The organism is Amycolatopsis sp. NPDC043887 (genome assembly GCF_056435665.1).
Genome location: NZ_JBWKEB010000002.1, coordinates 1 through 16,963, shown reverse-complemented (window position 1 = coordinate 16,963; position 16,963 = coordinate 1). Strand labels below are relative to the sequence as shown.

The following is a 16,963-nucleotide window of genomic DNA, read 5'->3' as shown; positions in this document are numbered from 1 at the left end:
GTGGGCGTGAGCACCGACACCCCGATCATCGAGACCTCGTCGTTCCCGCTGTCCGTCGCCGGTGACGAGATCACCGCCGCGCAGCTGCACGGCATCCTCCGCCTGCGCGTGGACGTGTTCGTCGTCGAGCAGGACTGCGCCTATCACGAGATCGACGGGCGTGACCTCCTGCCCGGCACCCGGCATCTCTGGATCGGGGGTTCCGTCGCCGTCGATTCGTACCTTCGGGTGCTGCAGGACGCCGGCGGCACCTTCCGCATCGGCAGGGTGTGCACGGCCGTCCGCTCACGCGGCAAGGGACTGGCGGGACGGCTGATGGAGACCGCGCTCGCGGGGATCGGGGACGCGCCGTGCGTCCTCGACGCGCAGACGTACGCGACGGATTTCTACGCCAAGTACGGCTTCGTGGTCGAAGGCGAAGAGTTCATGGAGGACGGGATCCCGCACCTCACGATGTGGCGCCGGGAGGCGCCGCGGCCGTGATCACCCCGACCGCGCGGTCCACGTCGGCCTCGGTGAGGTCGGCCCGCGCGGTCAGGCGCAGGCGGGAGATGCCGTCGGGTACGGACGGCGGACGGAAGCACCCGACCCGCACGCCCTGATCGGCGCACGCGGCCGCCCATGCGACGGCCGATTCCGGCGACGGCGCCTGCACCGAGATCACCGCGGCGTCCGGGAGACCGACCCGGAAACCCGCGGATTTCAACTGCATCGCGAGGTTTCCGGCCGCTTCGGTCACCTTGGTGGCCAGCTCGGGCTCGGCCTTCAACGCGCTGAGCGCGGCCAGCGCGGCGGCGGCACTGGCGGGCGCGAGGCCGGTGTCGAAGATGAAACTGCGCGCGGTATCCACGAGATGCTTGATCACACGACGCGGCCCGAGTACTGCTCCGCCTTGTGCCCCAAGGGATTTCGACAGCGTGATCGTGGTGACGACGTCCGGCGCTCCGGAGAGTCCCGCCGCGTGGACGGCGCCGCGGCCGCCCTCGCCGAGGACGCCGAAGCCGTGCGCGTCGTCGACCAGCAGTGAGGCGCCGTGCTCCCGGCAGACACCGGCGAGCTGCTCCAGCGGGGCGATGTCGCCGTCGACGGAGAACACGGAATCGGTGACGACGAGCGCGCGCGGTTTGCGGCGGGTCGCGAGCGCGTGCTTGAAGGCGCTCGGGTCGCTGTGCGCGACGGCGGCGATGTCCGAGCGGGACAGGCGGCAGCCCTCGATCAGCGACGCGTGGATGTACTTGTCCGTGACGATCGCGGAATCCGCGCCGGACAGGGCCGTGACGGCGCCGAGGTTCGCGGTGAAGCCGGACGAGAAGACCAGCGCGGCCTGTGTGCCGCAGAAGCGGGCGAGCTCGTGCTCGAGTTCGGCGTGGACCTCGGTGGTGCCGGAGACGAGCCGGGAGCCGGTGGCCCCGGCGCCCCAGCGCAACGCGGCCGCCGCGGCGGCACCGGCGACGCGCTTGTCCCTGGCGAGCCCGAGGTAGTCGTTACCCGCGAGATCCAGCTCCGGTTCCTGCGCCTGCCGGATGCGCAGCTTGCGCACCAGCCCGGCCTCGACCCGCTTCTCCGCCTCCACGTCGAGCCAGTCGAAGACCTGGTCGGGCGGGAGGTTCTGGAAAGCGGGGCCGGAAGAAGTCACGTCCCGCAGTCTCCCATCCGCCGCTCGGCGCTGGGCGTGGTGGTCCCCACAGCGAACGCAAGGAACGGTCCGTTCCTTGCGGAATTCGCAAGGAACGGACCGTTCATGGCACTAGCCGCCGGAAGGACCGGCTTCAGTTACTTCAGCTGTCGTAGCTGCGACGCGGGCGTCCGCCCGGACGCTGCGGACGGCCGTTGCCGCCACCGGACTCGCCACGACGCGGGCGGCCGCGGAAGCCACCGGGACGGCCGCCTTCGCGGTGACCGTGACCCTCACGCGAACCCTGGTAGCCGCGGTCGCCGCCACCGTAGCCGCGGCCACCGCCACGACGCGGGGACTCACGACGACGCTCGACGACCGGCTCGCCGCTGGGCTGCTGCGCACCGGTGATACGAGCGAGCTCGGCGTCGCCCGGGCGGACCGTGGTCTGCTCGGCGCGGACACCGGCGCGGTCGGTCATCCGGCGCACCATGCGGCGCTGGTCGTGGGTGATCAGCGTGACCACGACACCGGACGCCCCGGCGCGCGCGGTGCGGCCGGCGCGGTGCAGGTAGTCCTTGTGGTCGGCGGCCGGGTCGACGTGCAGCACCAGCGAGATGTCGTCGACGTGGATACCGCGCGCGGCGACGTCCGTGGCGACGAGGACGGGCGCGTAGCCCTCCTTGAAGTCCGCGAGGACGCGGTTGCGCTGGCCCTGGGTCTTGCCGCCGTGCAGCGCGGCCGCGTGGACGCCCTTCTCGCGCAGGCGCTCGGTGAGGCGGTCCACGTGGTGCTTGGTGCGGACGAACATGATCGTGCGGCCCTCACGGGCGCCGATCTCGGTGATGATGTCCTGCTTGTCCTGGTGCGACACCTGGAACACGTGGTGATCCATGGTGGTGACGCTCGCGGTCGACGGCGCGACCGAATGCGTGACCGGGTCGGTCAGGTACGCGCGGACCAGCCTGTCGACGTCACCGTCGAGGGTGGCCGAGAACAGCAGGCGCTGGCCGCGGGCCGGGGTCAGGTCGAGGATCTCGCGGACCTGCGGCATGAAACCCATGTCGGCCATCTGGTCGGCCTCGTCGAGCGCGACGAAGTTGATGTCCGACAGCGACGCGGTGCCCTGGCGGACGTGGTCCGACAGCCGGCCGGGGGTGGCGATCAGCAGGTCGACGCCGCGGGAAAGCGCGTCGGCCTGGCGGGTGAAGGCCATGCCGCCGACGGCGGTGCGGCACCACAGGCCGAGCGACTTGGCCAGCGGGGTCAGCGAGTCGGCGACCTGCATGGCCAGCTCGCGGGTCGGGACCAGGATCAGCGCGCGCGGGTGCTTCGGACGGGCACGGCCGCCGTTGAGCCGGGTCAGCATCGCGAGGCCGAAGGCCAGGGTCTTGCCGGAACCGGTCTGGGCGCGGCCCAGCACGTCGCGGCCGGCGAGCGCGTCGGGGATGGTCGCCGACTGGATCGGGAACGGGGAGGTGATACCGGCGTCGGCCAGTGCCCGCAGCAGCGGCTCGGGAAGCCCGAGCTCCGCCCAGGTGGTGGCCTTGACACTCTCGACGGCGTCGTTGTGCAGCATCGCGTCACCCGCGGGGCGGGTGCGCGGCTTGCGGTGCTGCCGGGCCGACGGTGAGGTGTGGCCGGAGTTGAACGTGACTGTCACAAATGCCTCTCGGACGTGGCACGTCACAAGGAGGCCCGGGCTGCCCGCACGCAGGCAAGGCAAGATGGTGTGCACAGATGGGCGTTCACAGGGACGAACCCGGCACACCGCGTCTGCGTGACACCGCGCGCCAATTGGTTGATACGGATACCGCGAGCCATTCGGTTGGCTTTGGAGGCGACGGACACCAACTCATCCACGCCGCCGGTTGCGGTCTGTCACTACTGTACCGGACCGTTATCCGGCCTCCCAACCGGAGGGACCGATTGTGGGCAGGGTCTCCACCGCGGGGTCCTTCCCGGCGTGATCGTGCCGGGAAGGACCCCGCGAGCCACTGTGGACGGTCACCGGAGACCGGCGATCTCCTTCAGCTCCTCGATCAGCTCCGGGACCGCCGTGAGCCGCTCCGGCAGCCCCCGCGAGTGGAACCACGTCGCGATGTTCCGCACGTCCCGCGCGAGGAACTCCAGCCCGCCGGGGTTGGCCACGATGTCGACCACCTGCGGCAGATCGATCACCATGATCCGCTCACGGTGGACGAGCAGGTTGTACGCCGAGAGGTCGCCGTGCGCGAGCCCCTGCGACGCCAGCAGTTCCAGCATCGCCGCGGTCTGGAACCACAGTTCCCGCAACTGCTCGGGCTCCGGCCGGACCTGTGCCAGGCGCGGGGCGGCCGTCTCGCCGTCGCCGAGGAATTCCAGCAGCAGCTCGGTGCCGTCGCGCTGCACCGGGTACGGCACCGGCGCGCCGACCGTCCAAAGCCTGCTCAGCGCGCCGAATTCGGCCACCGCCCACTGTTCGGCGATGAGGTTCCGGCCGAAGCTGCTGCGCGACTCCATGGCCCGCATCTCCCGCGACCGCCGCATCCGCCTGCCTTCGAGGTAGCCGGCGTCGCGGTGGAACAACCGGTGCTCGCCACTGCGATACCGCTTGGCGGCGAGCACGACACCCTCGGTGCCGGGCAGATTGCGCCGGACGAGATGGACGTCCGCCTCCTTGCCGGTCTTGAGGACGCCGAGTTCGGTGTCCACCGCCGCGAGTTCGGTGATCACCCAGTCCGGGCGCGGCAGCGGCCCGTGCTCCGCGTCTCCCCACGTGCTCCAGCGGTCGGTGCCGTCGGGGATGGCGGTCTCGGTGTAGGCGTCCTCACGCAGCCGGGCGAGCCGGACGCGTTCGGCTTCGGTGAGCCGTCCGCCGCGGGTGGGTTCGGGCTCGTCGTCGAAACGGGCACGACGGGTGCGGCGAGGACGTTGTTCGTAGGACTCTTCGAGATCGTGCTTGCGCACTGGTGGGTTTCTCCTAGTCAGGGATGCCCCACCGGGCGAGCGTCGTGCTCAGCCTCGAGGGGCGAGTGGATGGGGGCGGCCAAGGCCCCGGACAGTCATCAGCACGAGGCACCTCCCTGTCGCATCCACCGGCTCCCTGCCGGATCGCGCACGATCATCGCGGACGCCGTCAGGCGCGCGCAACCGAATTGATTTCCGGCGCGTTGAAGTGACAAGCATGGCGGTGGCGGGTGCCCAGGTGGTCGTGAGTGGCGATTCGGGTTAGAACCCGAATCGCCACTCACGACCAACCCGACCCACGCCACACCGCCACGCCGTTCCCTTTTCTGTCCTATGCCGACCGCAGTCCCGCCAGCTCGCTCCGCGACCGCACCTTCAGCTTCCGCAGGACACTCGCGACGTGCTGTTCCACCGTGCGCCGGGACAGGAACAGCACCTCGGCGATCTCCCGGTTCGTATGCCCGGCGGCCAGCAGGCGGGCGACGTCGCGCTCGCGGGGGGACAGCTCGTCGCCGTACCCACGGCGGCCGCGCCGCGACGGGGCGACCGCGCCGGTGGACCGGAAGGCGTGGCGGCAGCGCGCGGCGTCGCGGGTGGCGCCGAGGTGGTCGAAGGTCTCCGCGAGCGCCGCGAAGGTTTCGGCGACGTCCTCGTTGCGGGCCAGACGGCAGCGCGCGGCGCGTTCGGCGATCAGGGCCGCGTGATACGGCGCGGGAAGGGCCTCGAACCGGGTCCGAGCCTGCTCGAAGGCCTCGATCGCCTCCGCGTACTCGCCCCGGGACGCCGCGATCAGGCCGCGGTCCGCGGCCAGCGCCGCCCGGGTCGACGGCGCGTCGAGATCGCCGATCTCCCGTTCGAACTCGTCGGTCAGCGCTTGCGCTTCGGCGTCCCGCCCGGTGGCGCAGTACGCGTCGACGGCGGCCGTCAGCAGATCGGCGCCCCAGGCCCAGACACCCTTGGCGCGCAGGAGTTCCAGTCCCTTGTCGGCCTGCGCGACGGCGGCCTCGCCGAGATCCTGCGCGAGCAGCATGCCCGCCATCCCGGCGTGCGCGGCGATCGCGACCGGCGTGAACGCGTTCTCCGGCTGGTCCGCCGCGGTGCCGGCGAACCGGGCGGCGGCCTCGTCCCATTCGCCGCGCGCGGCGGCGAGCAGGCCGAGGACCAGGCACAGTTCGCTGGTCACCGGCAGGAGGTCGCGGTACTCGTCGATCAGCGCGCGGGCCCGTTCGGCGAGGCCGTCCCAGTTCCCGGTGAGCCAGTCGGTGTGGACAGCCGTCGCGCGGGCGGTGCTGACGACGTACGGCGCCCCGCAGTCGGCGGCCAGCTGCATCCCGCTGTGCAACAGGCTTCTGGCCCGCCGATGATGGCCCGTCCAGGCGCACGCGTCGGCAGTGTTGCAGTGCAGCCGCGCCAGATGCCGCTGTTCGTCGGCGGAACCGACGCTGGTGGGCGCCCGGTCCAGCATGTCCCAGCCGCGGGCGTCCCCGATGTGCAGCCGCGACGCCGCGTTGTTGGCCAGCAGGATGATCTTCAGCCGCCGGTCGGTCGCCCGCTCGATGAGCCCGTCCACCCGGTCCATCCAGCGCCGGTGCTCCCGCAGCGGGGTCGCGCCGACCCACGGCTGCGCGAGGACGCCCATCCCGCGTCCGGCCAGGTCGGGCCGGTCGGCGAGGTCGTTGACGGCGATCTCGATCTCGGTCCTCGCGGCCTCCAGCCCGCCTGCCTGGCGCACCAGCAGGAGCCCGAGCCCCAGCCGGACCTCGCCGCTCAGGCGCCCGGACAGCCTGCCGTCGGTGAGCAGCCGCTCCAGTGCCGGGACGACCTCGGTCTGCGCGAGGCCGTTGCACGCCACGGAGCTGAACTTGACCGCCAGTCTGTCCACATCGGACGGTTGCAGTCCCGGTTCGTCGAGCAGAGTACGGAGCAGATCCGTCGCGGTCGCGAGATCACCGACCGCGGACGCCTGGTCCGCGGCCGCTTCGCCATACTTCATGGCACCGGCCCGGTCACCCGCCTTGCGGCAATGCTCGGCCAGCCGTACCAGGGATTGCGGGAGGCGGTCGCGCAGCAGCCGCGCGGCCCGCCGGTGCAGTTCCTGGCGATCGGGGCCGGGGATGGTGCGGTACGCGGCCCGCTGGGCGAACGCGTGCCGGAAGCCGTACGTGCCCTCACCGGTCTCCACCAGGACGTTGCGTTCCAGCGCGAGGACGAGTGCGCGGCGGGCGCGCTCGGGGGTGAGCGCGGCCGCGGCGGCCAGCAGGTCCGAAGTGGACGGTGTGGCGAGGACCGCGGCGGCTTCGGCGATCCGCCGGGCGGCCGGTGGCAGCGCGACGAGGTGTTCGACCGTCGCTTCCCGCAGCAGCGCCGGGACTTCGACCGTGTCGAGCAGATGCCGTGCGGTCGCGCCGTCGGCGTGCACCGCGCCCTCGACGCCGCCGATCGCGTGCACGATCTCCTCGACCACGAACGGGATCCCCGCGGTCCGCTCGTGCAGCCGTGCGGCGAACTCGGCGGACACGTTCGCTCCGCCGAGCAGCGCCGAAACCAGCGCCTGGACGCCGTCGCGGTCCAACGGCCGGAGTGTGACGAGCGCGTGCGCGGTGCCGGGCACCGGCCGATAGGCGCTGCCGAGCGGGATACCGCCGGGCGTCTCTTCGCGCCGGTACGTGAGCAGGAGGGTCAGGCCCGCTGGCGGGTCGGTCATCAGGAATCGCAGCAGGCGGCGGGATCCGTCGTCCGCCCACTGGAGGTCCTCGACGAGGAGGACGTGCGGGCCCAGCGAGCCGAGCAGTTCCCGGACGGCGCGGAAGAGCCGGTGCCGTTCGGCCCTCGGATCTCCGAGCCGGGGCGGCGGCTCCGGCAGGAAGGCCGCGAGTTCCGGCAGATAGGGCGCGAGGACGCCGGTCACGGGGTTGAGGTCGCGCGCCGGGTGGATGTCCTTCAGCGCGTCGAAGACCACGCCGTACGGGAAGGGCTCGCGCAGCGGCTGGCAGGTTCCGGTGAGGACCGGTCGTCCGGCCAGTTCGGGGCAGGCCAGCAGTTCGGCGGCGAGCCGGGTCTTGCCCACCCCCGCTTCGCCTTCGAGCATGATCACCGACGGCGAGCGCATCGCGCCGTCGAGGAGTTCGCGTAGTTCCGCCTCACGGCCGACGAGCACGGGCGAGCTCGTCGTGCGTCGGCAGCCACCGATCACCATTGCCGGGTCACCCCCGCTTCACGAACCACACCGTTCGAGTGAACGCAGCTTAAGCGCCTGCTTAGTGATCACGGAACCCACTCGGACCGTCACAGAACTTTCGTAGGGCAGGGGAGTTCGCCTATTAGATACGTAGTCCTACGGAGTGTTGCCTCGCTTGTTCGCGCAGGTCCCGCCACCCGAAAGTGATTCATGCGTGACTGCACGTCACGGCACCGGCCCTGGATCCCCGCCGGTGCGAACCACCTGTTCGAGTGAACGGAGCTCAGGAAATGCGTGGAGAACTTCGACGTCACCGGATCGCGGGTGCGGTGCTCGCCGGGGCCTGTGCGGCGGCCACCGTGGCCTTCGCCGGACCGGCCGCGGCCGCCGAGGGGCAGATCCGCGGCGCCGGTGTGCCGGGAGCCGTCACGGACGGGTACATCGTCTCGCTCAAGAGCGGCGACGCCGGCCTCGCGGCCAAGTACGGCGGCCAGGTGAAGGCGACCTACACCGCCGCGCTCAACGGTTTCTCGGTGAAGATGACCGAGGCGCAGGCGAAACGGCTCGCCGCCGACCCGAACGTCGACTTCGTCCAGCAGGACGCGGTCGCGCAGATGACCGGCACCCAGACCAACCCGACCTGGGGCCTGGACCGGATCGACCAGAAGAATCTGCCGCTGGACAAGAAGTACACCTACCCGAACAACGGATCCGGGGCGACCGTCTACGTCCTCGACACCGGTGTCGACTACCGCCAGACCGAATTCGGCGGCCGCGCGACCAGCGGGTACGACTTCATCGACAACGACAGCGACGCCCGCGACTGCCAGGGCCACGGCACGCACGTCGCCGGTACCGTCGGCAGCGCCACCTACGGCGTCGCCAAGGGCGCCAAGATCGTCTCGGTCCGCGTGCTGAACTGCCAGGGCAGCGGCCAGTACTCGCAGATCATCAGCGGGATCGACTGGGTCGTGAAGAACGCCAAGGGCCCGTCGGTGCTCACCATGAGCCTCGGTGGCCCGGCCGACTCCGGTGTCGACGCCGCCGTGCGCCGCGCCGTGTCCGCGGGTATCACCAACACGGTGGCCTCCGGCAATTCCAACACGGACGCCTGCTCCACCAGTCCGGCCCGCGTCCGTGAGGCCATCACCGTCAACGCCACCCAGAGCGACGACCGCCGGTCCTCGTTCTCGAACTACGGCAGCTGCACCGACATCTTCGCGCCGGGCACCGGCATCACGTCGCTGCGCAACGGTGGCGGCACCCAGCAGATGAGCGGTACCTCGATGGCGACGCCGCATGTCGCCGGCGCGGCCGCGATCTACCTGACCTCGAACCCGTCGGCCACCCCCGCCGCCGTCGCCTCCGGTCTCGCCAACGCCGCCACCAGCGGTGTCGTGAAGAGCCCGGGCACCGGTTCGACCAACAAGCTGCTGAACGTGGCGGGTCTCTGATGCGGCGCGGCGTGCGGGCCGGTGTGGTGGCCGTCGCGGCCACCGCGCTGGCCGCGCTCGCCGCGGGCAACGCCCTCGCCGCGGAGGCGGAAGGCGTTGTCGTGCAGGCGAAGCAGCACTACGGCGATCAGTACATCGTGGAGCTCCACGATGTCGGCACCATGGCGGTCGAGCAGTCCTCGGCCACGTTGACGGGCCGCTACGGCGGCGAGGTCCGGTCGGCGTACAAGAACGTGCTCCGCGGATTCTCGGTCAAGGGTATGTCCGAGCAGCAGGCCCGACGGCTCGCGGCCGACCCGGCGGTCAAGGCGGTCTACCAGGACGGAACCGCGCGTGCCGTCGGCACGCAGGCCAACCCGACCTGGGGCCTCGACCGCGTCGACCAGAAGAACCTGCCACTGGACAAGAGCTTCACCTACCCGAACACGGGCGAGGGCGTCACGGCGTACGACCTCGACACCGGGATCAACCCCGAGAACCCGGAGTACGAGGGGCGCGCGTCCATCGGCAAGGACTTCGTGGGCGGCAACGGGAAGGACTGCAACGGGCACGGCAGTCACACCGCGGGCACCATCGGCAGCAAGACCTACGGCGTGGCGAAGAAGGTCAAGCTCGTCGGGCTGAAGGTGCTGGGCAACGACTGTTCGGGCAACGGTCCCGACTCCGCCATCGTGGACGCGGCGGAATGGCTGACCGCGAACGGCACCAAACCGGCGGTGGCGAACCTGAGCCTGCGGATGGACCAGGTCGGGCTCGGCGACGACGTCATCAAGAAGTCCATCGCGGCGGGCTTCGTCTACGTGGTGGCGGCGGGCAACGAGAACCAGAACGCCTGCAACGTCAGCCCGGCCCGGATCCCCGAGGCGATCACGGTCGGCGCCTCGGACCAGAGCGACGCGAAGTCCTCGTTCTCCAACCACAGTTCGTGCGTGGACATCTTCGCCCCTGGCAGCAACATCACGTCGCTGTCCACGTCCAACGGTGGTTCGGCGAACATGAGCGGGACGTCGATGGCCACGCCGCACGTGGCCGGGGCGGCGGCGCTGTACCTCGCCGCGAACTCCGGTGCCACCGCGCAGCAGACGCGGGACGCGCTGGTGAACAACGCCTCCGACGGCGTGCTCAAGGGGCTGCCGTCCGGCACGGTCAACAAACTGCTGAACGTGTCGTTCATCGGCGGCGGTGGCCCCACGCCGACGTGCGGGGCCAAATCCAACACGACACCGGTGTCCATTCCGGACGCGGGTGACGCGGTGACCAGTTCGGTGACGCAGGAAGGCTGCGACGGCAAGGCGTCGGCGACGCTGCCCGTCAAGGTCGACATCGCGCACACCTACACCGGTGACCTGGCGATAGACCTGATCGGGCCGAGCGGTGCGGTGTTCGGCCTCAAGCAGGCGGGAGGGATCGGCGAGGCGGGCGGCGTGCACACGTCCTACACGGTGAACGCCTCGTCCGAACCGGCGAACGGGACCTGGAAGCTGCGGGTCCGTGACGTCTACCGGTTCGACAGCGGGACGATCGAAGGCTTCTCCATCACCTTCTGAGTCCTTGCGAACGGCGGTGCGCCGCGGTCACGATGACCGCGGCGCACTGTCGTTTTTCGCTGGGAGGCTTTGCATGGAGTCCTACGACGCCGTGATCGTCGGTGGCGGGCACAACGGCCTGGTGGCGGCGGCCTACCTGGCCGGAGCCGGCCGCTCGGTGCTGGTGCTGGAACGGCGCGACGAGGTCGGTGGGGCGGCGGTGTCGTTCCGGGCCTTTCCCGGCGTCGACGTCCGGTTGTCGCGGTACTCGTACCTGGTGAGCCTCTTGCCACGCAAGATCATCGCGGATCTCGGGCTGGGCCTCGATCTCCGGCGGCGACGGATGTCGTCGTACACGCCCGTCGGCGACGGTGGTCTCCTTGTCGACACGGGCGACGACGGCCGTACGGCGGCGTCGTTCTCCGCGCTCACCGGGTCCACAAAGGACTTCGAGGCGTGGCGGCGGTTCTCCGCGATGACGGCCCAGGTCGCGGAACGGACGTTCCCCACCCTGACCGAACCGCTGGTGTCCAGGGAGGAACTGCGTTCGGGCATCGAGCCGGAGGCGTGGGACGCGCTGTTCGAACGGCCGATCTCGGAAACGCTCACCGGGATGTTCGGCGACGACACCGTCCGCGGCGTCGTCCTGACCGACGCGCTGATCGGCACTTTCGCCGGAGCCGGTGATTTCCGGCAGAACCTGTGCCTGCTCTACCACGTGATCGGCAACGAGACCGGCGACTGGGACGTGCCGGTGGGCGGGATGGGCGCGGTGACCGGGGCGCTCGCGTCGGCCGCGCGGGCGGCCGGGGCGCGGCTGGTGACCGGTGCCGAGGTGCTGTCCGTCGATCCCGGCGGGTCGGTGCGTTACCGGCTCGGCGACGACGAATTCACCGTGCGCGGCGGGCACGTGCTGTCGAATGTCGCGCCGCGAGTGCTCGCGCGATTGCTGGGGGAAGAGCCGCCGGAGGCGCCGGAAGGCGCGCAGCTCAAGGTGAACATGGTGCTGTCACGGCTGCCGAGGCTGCGCGATGCGAGTGTCGATCCGCGGGAGGCGTTCGGCGGGACGTTCCACGTCAACGAGGGCTACGAACAGTTGGCGGCGGCCTACGCGGAGGCCGCCGCGGGCCGGATCCCGTCGCTGCCGCCGTGCGAGATCTACTGCCATTCGCTGACCGATCCGTCGATCCTCGGCCCGGCCGAACAGGCGGCCGGGGTGCAGACGCTGACGTTGTTCGGCCTGCACATGCCCGCGCGGCTGTTCGAGGGGCGAAACGACACCGCGCGAGAGGAGGCGTTGCGTGCGACCTTGTCCTCTTTGGACAGTGTGCTGGCCGAGCCGATCGAGGATTGTGTGCTGCGTTCGCCGGACGGCGGGTCGTGCATCGAGGCGAAGACGCCGCTGGACCTCGAAGCCGAGCTGGGGCTGCCCGCGGGACACATCTTCCATCGCGATCTGTCGTGGCCTTACGCGGCGGATGCCGCTCAGGTGGGCCGCTGGGGCGTCGAGACCGCGCACGAGCGGGTGCTGCTCTGCGGTGCGGGCGCCGTGCGAGGTGGCGGCGTCTCGGGCATTCCCGGGCACAATGCCGCGATGGCGGTGCTGGCGAGCGCGTGAAGGCCCCCTTCCCTCGGCTCAGCCGAGGGAAGGGAGCCTTCACGCGCATTCGATTACTGGACCGTGAGGGTGTAGGTCGCCGTGGCGGTCTTGCCCGCCGAGTCCGTCGCGGTGACGGTCACCGGGTACGTGCCGCGCTGGAACGGCGCGACCACCTGCATGGTCGAACTGCCGCCACTCGAGATCGTCTTCGGGCTGAAGAACGGCGCGAACGGCAGACCCTGCCCGGACGCCGACAGCGTGATCGTGCCCGTGCCCCCGGTGGCGGAAACCGTGACGTTGCTGAAGAAGCCGGGCTGCGATGTCCCGCTGGTGGGACTCAGGCCCACCTTGAGTTCGCCGGGTTGGGGCGCGCCGTCGCCGACGGTCAGCGTCAGGTTCGTGGTCGCGGTGTCGACGGTGCCCTTGCCCGAGATCGTGACCGCGTAGTCCTTTTCGGCCGTACCGGCGGGAACCTCGATGCTCACCTTCGCCGACTCACCCGACGTGATGGACGTGGGCTGGAACGTGGCTGTCGCGCCATCGGGAAGTCCCGAAGCACTGAGATCGACCTTCTCCGCGCCGTTCTTGCCGGGCTTGCTGGTCACCGTGGCCGAAACGTACTTGCCCGGCTCGACCTTGAGGGCCGACGGCGTCACCCCGAGCGAGAACGTCTCCGGGTTCTGCGGCTCGCCGATCTGCTGCTTGACCCAGTCGCCCATCTCGTTGTTGAGCCTGCCGTACACGCTGTACCACTTGAAATCGCTGCGGCTCCAGGACGCGACACCGACGACCTTGCCGTCCACGATCAGCGGCCCGCCGCTGTCGCCGGGCAGGATCGTGACGCGGCCGTCGCTGTAGCCGCTGCAGATCATCGTGGCGTCTTTGAAGCCCGCGCCGACGCCGTTGCAGTTGCTGCCCTGGACGATCGGCAGCGTGAACTTGTGCAGTTCGACGTTGCGGCTGTCGTCGTTGTGGTCCTTCTTGCCGTAGCCGAGCCCGAGCCCTGACTTGCCCGGCTTGTGCAGCTCCGTGTCGGCCGACGTCGCGACCTTCGCGTACTGGCCACCCGGCACCGGGATGTCCGCGTCGGTGGTGACGACCGCGACGTCGTAGCCCTGGTCGAAGTTGACGTACTTCGGGTGCTTCTCGTAGCTGACGACGCCGATCCGCGTCCCGCCACCGGCGTTGAGGTCGTCCAGCCCGTAAAGGAAGGACTTCTCGCCCGCCGCGTCCTTGCAGTGCGCGGCGATCAGGATCTTGCGCGGCGCGACGACCGATCCGGTGCACGTCTGGCCCTGCGGCCGCGTCCCGCCTTCGCGCAGGCCCGCGATGATGAACGGGTAGTCCCGGACCGAGGCGGGGGTGCCGCCGATGGAATTCGTGTGCAGTCCACCGGGGACGACCGCTTGATCCGTCGGGGTGACGGCGGGCAGGTTCGCGGCGGCCGCCGGAGCGGGCAGGAGGACCGAGAGGCAGCCGAGGGTGGCGGTGGCGATCCCCAGTAGCCGTTGTCTTCTGTTCACGGTGGTTCCTTTCCAGGTGGCTGGAAATCACTTTCCGCATGTGCACCTGGCGGAACAACCGAGGAAGGAGCCCGTAGGGGTACGGAACTAATGCGCCCCGTCGCCGGTGAGCAGTTCGATACTGTGGTCTCCGGTGCGCTCGACGTCGAGGCCCGCCTTCGTCAGGACCCGCATCAGCTGCTCCACAGTGGACGGTTCGCTGCGCGACTTCACCAGCTCCGCGGCCAGCCGCCCCTTGTAGGCCTTGTTGAAGTGGCTCACCGTGGTCCGGTTGCCCTTCGCGTCCTCGGTCACGACGCGCACGGTCACCGCGTCCGGGCGGAGCTTCGCCAGCGCCGAGTAGGTCCCGGAGCGCAGGTCGACGACGAGCCCTTCGACACCTTGGAGCGCCGGTTCGAGGACCGGCTTCCACACGCTGCGGACCGTGCCGAGCGACGGCAGCGCGTTGCCACCCGAAAGCCGGTACGCGGGAATCGGGTCGGTCGCCGCGACCACCCCGAACAGCGCAGAAGCGACGGCGAGGCGCTTCTCGGCCTTCGCCAGCGTCGCCCTGGTGAACGACTTCACGTCGAGCGCGTCGTAGAGGACCCCGGTGTAGCGGCGCAACGCGGGCATCGTGGGCGAAGTCCACAGCTCGGCGTTGCGGGCGACCTCGTCGGCCTGCCGCGGCGTGATGCCGAGCGCGGCGACACTGGCCGGGACGTCGACGGCCAGTTCGGCCAGCGCGTCGGCCAGCTTCGCCCGGGTCGGGTTCAACTCCGGGAACGACAGCGCGTCGAGGTCCAGCGGCGCGCCGGTGCCGCCGGCGGCCTTGGTCTCGGAAGGGGGCAGGAGCACGAGCACCACGGAAGCGTAACTAAATGGAGTGCGTCACCCCGAGCCGCGGCCTTAGCCTCGTCCGCATGAGCCTGACCTGGCGCCCGCTGACCATGGACGACATGCCGCGACTGGCCGAGACCTTCGCCGAGGCGGAGCGTGCCGAGCCGATCGAGGAGCACTACAGCGCGGAGGATCTCGCCGAAGAGATCGGTACGCCGACCGTCGACCTGCCGACGGCGTCCACCAGTGCCTGGGATGGCGACACTCTGGTCGCCTACGGTCTGCTCCGGAAACGTGACGCGGCGGATCCGGTGCACATGATGCGGGTCGAGACCCTCGTCCACCCCGCGTACCGCGACGCCGCGATCGCCGCGCGCCTCACCGGCTGGTTCGAGGAGGCGGGCAAGAAGCTCCACGCGACGTCCCACCCGGACGTGCCGCTGGAACTGCACGCCGCAGCCAACACCAAACAGCGCTGGCTCTCCGAGGTACTCGTGGACGCCGGGTACGAGCACGCCCGGTGGTTCGTCGACATGCGGGCGGACCTCGGCTCGATCCCGCCGGTCAAACCGCTGCCCGAAGAGTTCCCGCTCGTCGCGTACGAGCAGAAGTACGAGGCCCTCACGCTGCGGTCCCGTAACGAGACCTTCGCGGACCACTGGGGGAGCACGGAGCAGTCCCCGGAAGCGTGGCGGCATCTGATCGTCGGCGCGAAGGACTTCCAGCCGGACCTGTCGTTCCTGCTGCTGAGCCCGGAGAGGGACCGGGTGGTCGCGATGGTGCTGAGCGCCCACTTCGCCTCCGATACGGCCGCCACCGGCGTGAAGGATCTGTACGTCAGCCACGTCGCGACCGACGCGAGCCTTCGCGGGCGCGGGATCGCGGGCGCGCTGCTCGGGCACACGCTCACCCAGGCCAAGGCCAAGCGCTTCCAGCGGGCTTCGCTCAACGTCGACCAGGACAACACTCATCGTGCCCTCGGTGTCTACGAGCGTGTCGGGTTCAGCGAGTTCCAACGCTGGGCCGGGTACGTGAAGCCCGTTCCGACCTGACCGGTTGTCACCCGAAAGGGCGGATTTCGGTACAGTCGATCCTCTCGGAGAGATCGCTGGGGGTGGTAGGGCGTTGCCGGTTTCCGCACGCCTCGGCTGGCATGACCTGCCGTCGGCGACGCGTGACGCCGTGGAGCGTGAGCTCGACAGTGTCCTCAGGCCCTCGGCGGGAAAGAGAACCTCGGGACGTGTGGTCCGTCGCTCGTTGTGGCAGACCCCGGAGTTCGACGGCGGTGTCGCCGCGCGGCTCGAACTCGACCGCGGTCATCACTGGGTCTTCCTGAAGGCGATCCCGGCGGACAGCCCGCGCGCGGGCGGTTACCGGACGGAGGCCGCGATCGCGCGACGGCTTCCCCCGGAGGCGCCCACGCCGAAGCTTCTGTCCTTTGTGGATGGTGAGTGGCTGGTGCTGGCGTTCGCCGACTTCGACGGCACCAGGCCGAACCTGCGCCCCGGATCGCCGGACCTCTCCGCGGTGCTGGCCACCTTCGGCGCGCTCGGGCGCACGCTCACGCCGTGCCCGCTGCCCGACGTCCCGGACGCCCTCGACGATCTCGGCCCGCTCCTGCGCGGCTGGCACGAACTGGCGAAGGAAACGCCGGACGACCTCGACGGCTGGGCCGTCCGCAACCTCGACCGGCTCGTCCAACTGGAGACGTCCTGGCATCCCTGGTCGGCCGGGGACACGTTGCTGCACAACGACATCCAGCCCGAATACCTGGTGCGGACCGGGCCGGGCAGGGTGCTGGTCACCAACTGGCGCTACCCGGCGCGGGGCGCGGGCTGGCTCGATCTGGTCGCGCTCGTCCCGTACCTGCTCGACGCCGGGCACGAGCCCGCCGACGTCGACCGTCTGCTCCGGCGGCGCCCCGTGCTTGCCGGTGTCCCGGTCTGGGCGGTCACCGCGTTCGGTGTCGCCCTGGCCGGGCACGCCGAACGAGCTTCCCGGCTACCGGAACCGCCCGCGACGACGGGCGTCCGCGCGGCGCAGCGCCGTCTCGCGGCGGCCATGCGGGGCTGGCTCGCTTACCGGACGCACTGGCAGTAGCGCCTCGATTCGTGAGCGGTTGGTGCCGGGTGGTCGTGGGGGGGGGGTTGGGGTGGGAAACCAACCCCCCCCCCCCCCCCCCCCCCCCCCCCCCCCCCCCCCCAACCCCCCCCCCCCCCCCCCCCCCCCCCCCCCCCCCCCCCCCCCCCCCCCCCCCCCCCCCCCCCCCCCCCCCCCCCCCCCCCCCCCCCCCCCCCCC

The 16,963-nt window shown here is 70.8% G+C and carries 12 protein-coding genes; 6 read left to right on the top strand and 6 right to left on the bottom strand.

What is annotated here, in order from left to right:
• Positions 1-483, top strand: coding sequence for a GNAT family N-acetyltransferase (locus AC069H_RS05180; RefSeq protein WP_219149924.1), 483 nt, complete (start codon positions 1-3; stop codon positions 481-483).
• Here AC069H_RS05180 and AC069H_RS05175 read toward each other — a convergent pair.
• The 4 genes from AC069H_RS05175 to AC069H_RS05160 all read right to left on the bottom strand — a co-directional run bounded on the left by AC069H_RS05175 (position 449) and on the right by AC069H_RS05160 (position 7,721).
• Entirely contained in the window at positions 449-1,636 is a 1,188-nt protein-coding gene (locus tag AC069H_RS05175; RefSeq protein ID WP_478230683.1) for an 8-amino-7-oxononanoate synthase, read from the bottom strand. The genes AC069H_RS05180 and AC069H_RS05175 overlap by 35 nt on opposite strands.
• A 142-nt stretch (positions 1,637-1,778) precedes the next feature.
• Entirely contained in the window at positions 1,779-3,278 is a 1,500-nt protein-coding gene (locus AC069H_RS05170; protein WP_478230684.1) for a DEAD/DEAH box helicase, read from the bottom strand.
• 344 nt (positions 3,279-3,622) lie between these two features.
• Complete coding sequence (locus AC069H_RS05165; RefSeq protein ID WP_478231423.1) at positions 3,623-4,564, bottom strand: serine protein kinase RIO; 942 nt, start codon at positions 4,562-4,564, stop codon at positions 3,623-3,625.
• A gap of 331 nt (positions 4,565-4,895) precedes the next feature.
• Entirely contained in the window at positions 4,896-7,721 is a 2,826-nt protein-coding gene (locus tag AC069H_RS05160; RefSeq protein ID WP_478231930.1) for an ATP-binding protein, read from the bottom strand.
• A gap of 311 nt (positions 7,722-8,032) precedes the next feature.
• On the opposite strand from AC069H_RS05160, the gene AC069H_RS05155 reads away from it, so the two are divergent.
• From AC069H_RS05155 to AC069H_RS05145, 3 genes are all read left to right on the top strand, one after another.
• On the top strand, positions 8,033-9,196 hold the full coding sequence (locus AC069H_RS05155) for a S8 family peptidase (RefSeq protein ID WP_478231422.1): 1,164 nt from the start codon (positions 8,033-8,035) through the stop codon (positions 9,194-9,196).
• Positions 9,196-10,743, top strand: coding sequence for a S8 family serine peptidase (locus AC069H_RS05150; RefSeq protein WP_478231421.1), 1,548 nt, complete (start codon positions 9,196-9,198; stop codon positions 10,741-10,743). Before AC069H_RS05155 ends, AC069H_RS05150 begins: the two co-directional genes overlap by 1 nt.
• A 73-nt stretch (positions 10,744-10,816) precedes the next feature.
• Positions 10,817-12,340, top strand: a complete 1,524-nt coding sequence (locus tag AC069H_RS05145) for a phytoene desaturase family protein (protein ID WP_478230688.1) — start codon at positions 10,817-10,819, stop codon at positions 12,338-12,340.
• 53 nt (positions 12,341-12,393) lie between these two features.
• Here the strand turns inward: AC069H_RS05145 and AC069H_RS05140 are convergent, their stop codons facing one another.
• Both AC069H_RS05140 and yaaA read right to left on the bottom strand, forming a co-directional pair.
• Entirely contained in the window at positions 12,394-13,845 is a 1,452-nt protein-coding gene (locus tag AC069H_RS05140; protein ID WP_478231420.1) for a trypsin-like serine protease, read from the bottom strand.
• 87 nt (positions 13,846-13,932) lie between these two features.
• Entirely contained in the window at positions 13,933-14,688 is a 756-nt protein-coding gene (gene yaaA / locus AC069H_RS05135) for a peroxide stress protein YaaA (protein ID WP_478230690.1), read from the bottom strand.
• Positions 14,689-14,747: 59 nt separating this feature from the next.
• Here yaaA and AC069H_RS05130 point away from each other — a divergent pair, with 59 nt between their 5' ends.
• Complete coding sequence (locus tag AC069H_RS05130) at positions 14,748-15,716, top strand: GNAT family N-acetyltransferase (protein WP_478231419.1); 969 nt, start codon at positions 14,748-14,750, stop codon at positions 15,714-15,716.
• Positions 15,717-15,789: 73 nt separating this feature from the next.
• Complete coding sequence (locus AC069H_RS05125) at positions 15,790-16,764, top strand: aminoglycoside phosphotransferase (RefSeq protein ID WP_478230692.1); 975 nt, start codon at positions 15,790-15,792, stop codon at positions 16,762-16,764.
• The last annotated feature ends 199 nt before the right edge of the window (positions 16,765-16,963 follow it).

Coding starts and splice junctions, on each gene's coding strand:
- AC069H_RS05130 (WP_478231419.1), top strand. CDS start 14,748: ATGAGCCTGACCTGGCGCCCGCTGACCATGGACGACATGCCGCGACTG.
- AC069H_RS05155 (WP_478231422.1), top strand. CDS start 8,033: ATGCGTGGAGAACTTCGACGTCACCGGATCGCGGGTGCGGTGCTCGCC.
- AC069H_RS05150 (WP_478231421.1), top strand. CDS start 9,196: ATGCGGCGCGGCGTGCGGGCCGGTGTGGTGGCCGTCGCGGCCACCGCG.
- AC069H_RS05145 (WP_478230688.1), top strand. CDS start 10,817: ATGGAGTCCTACGACGCCGTGATCGTCGGTGGCGGGCACAACGGCCTG.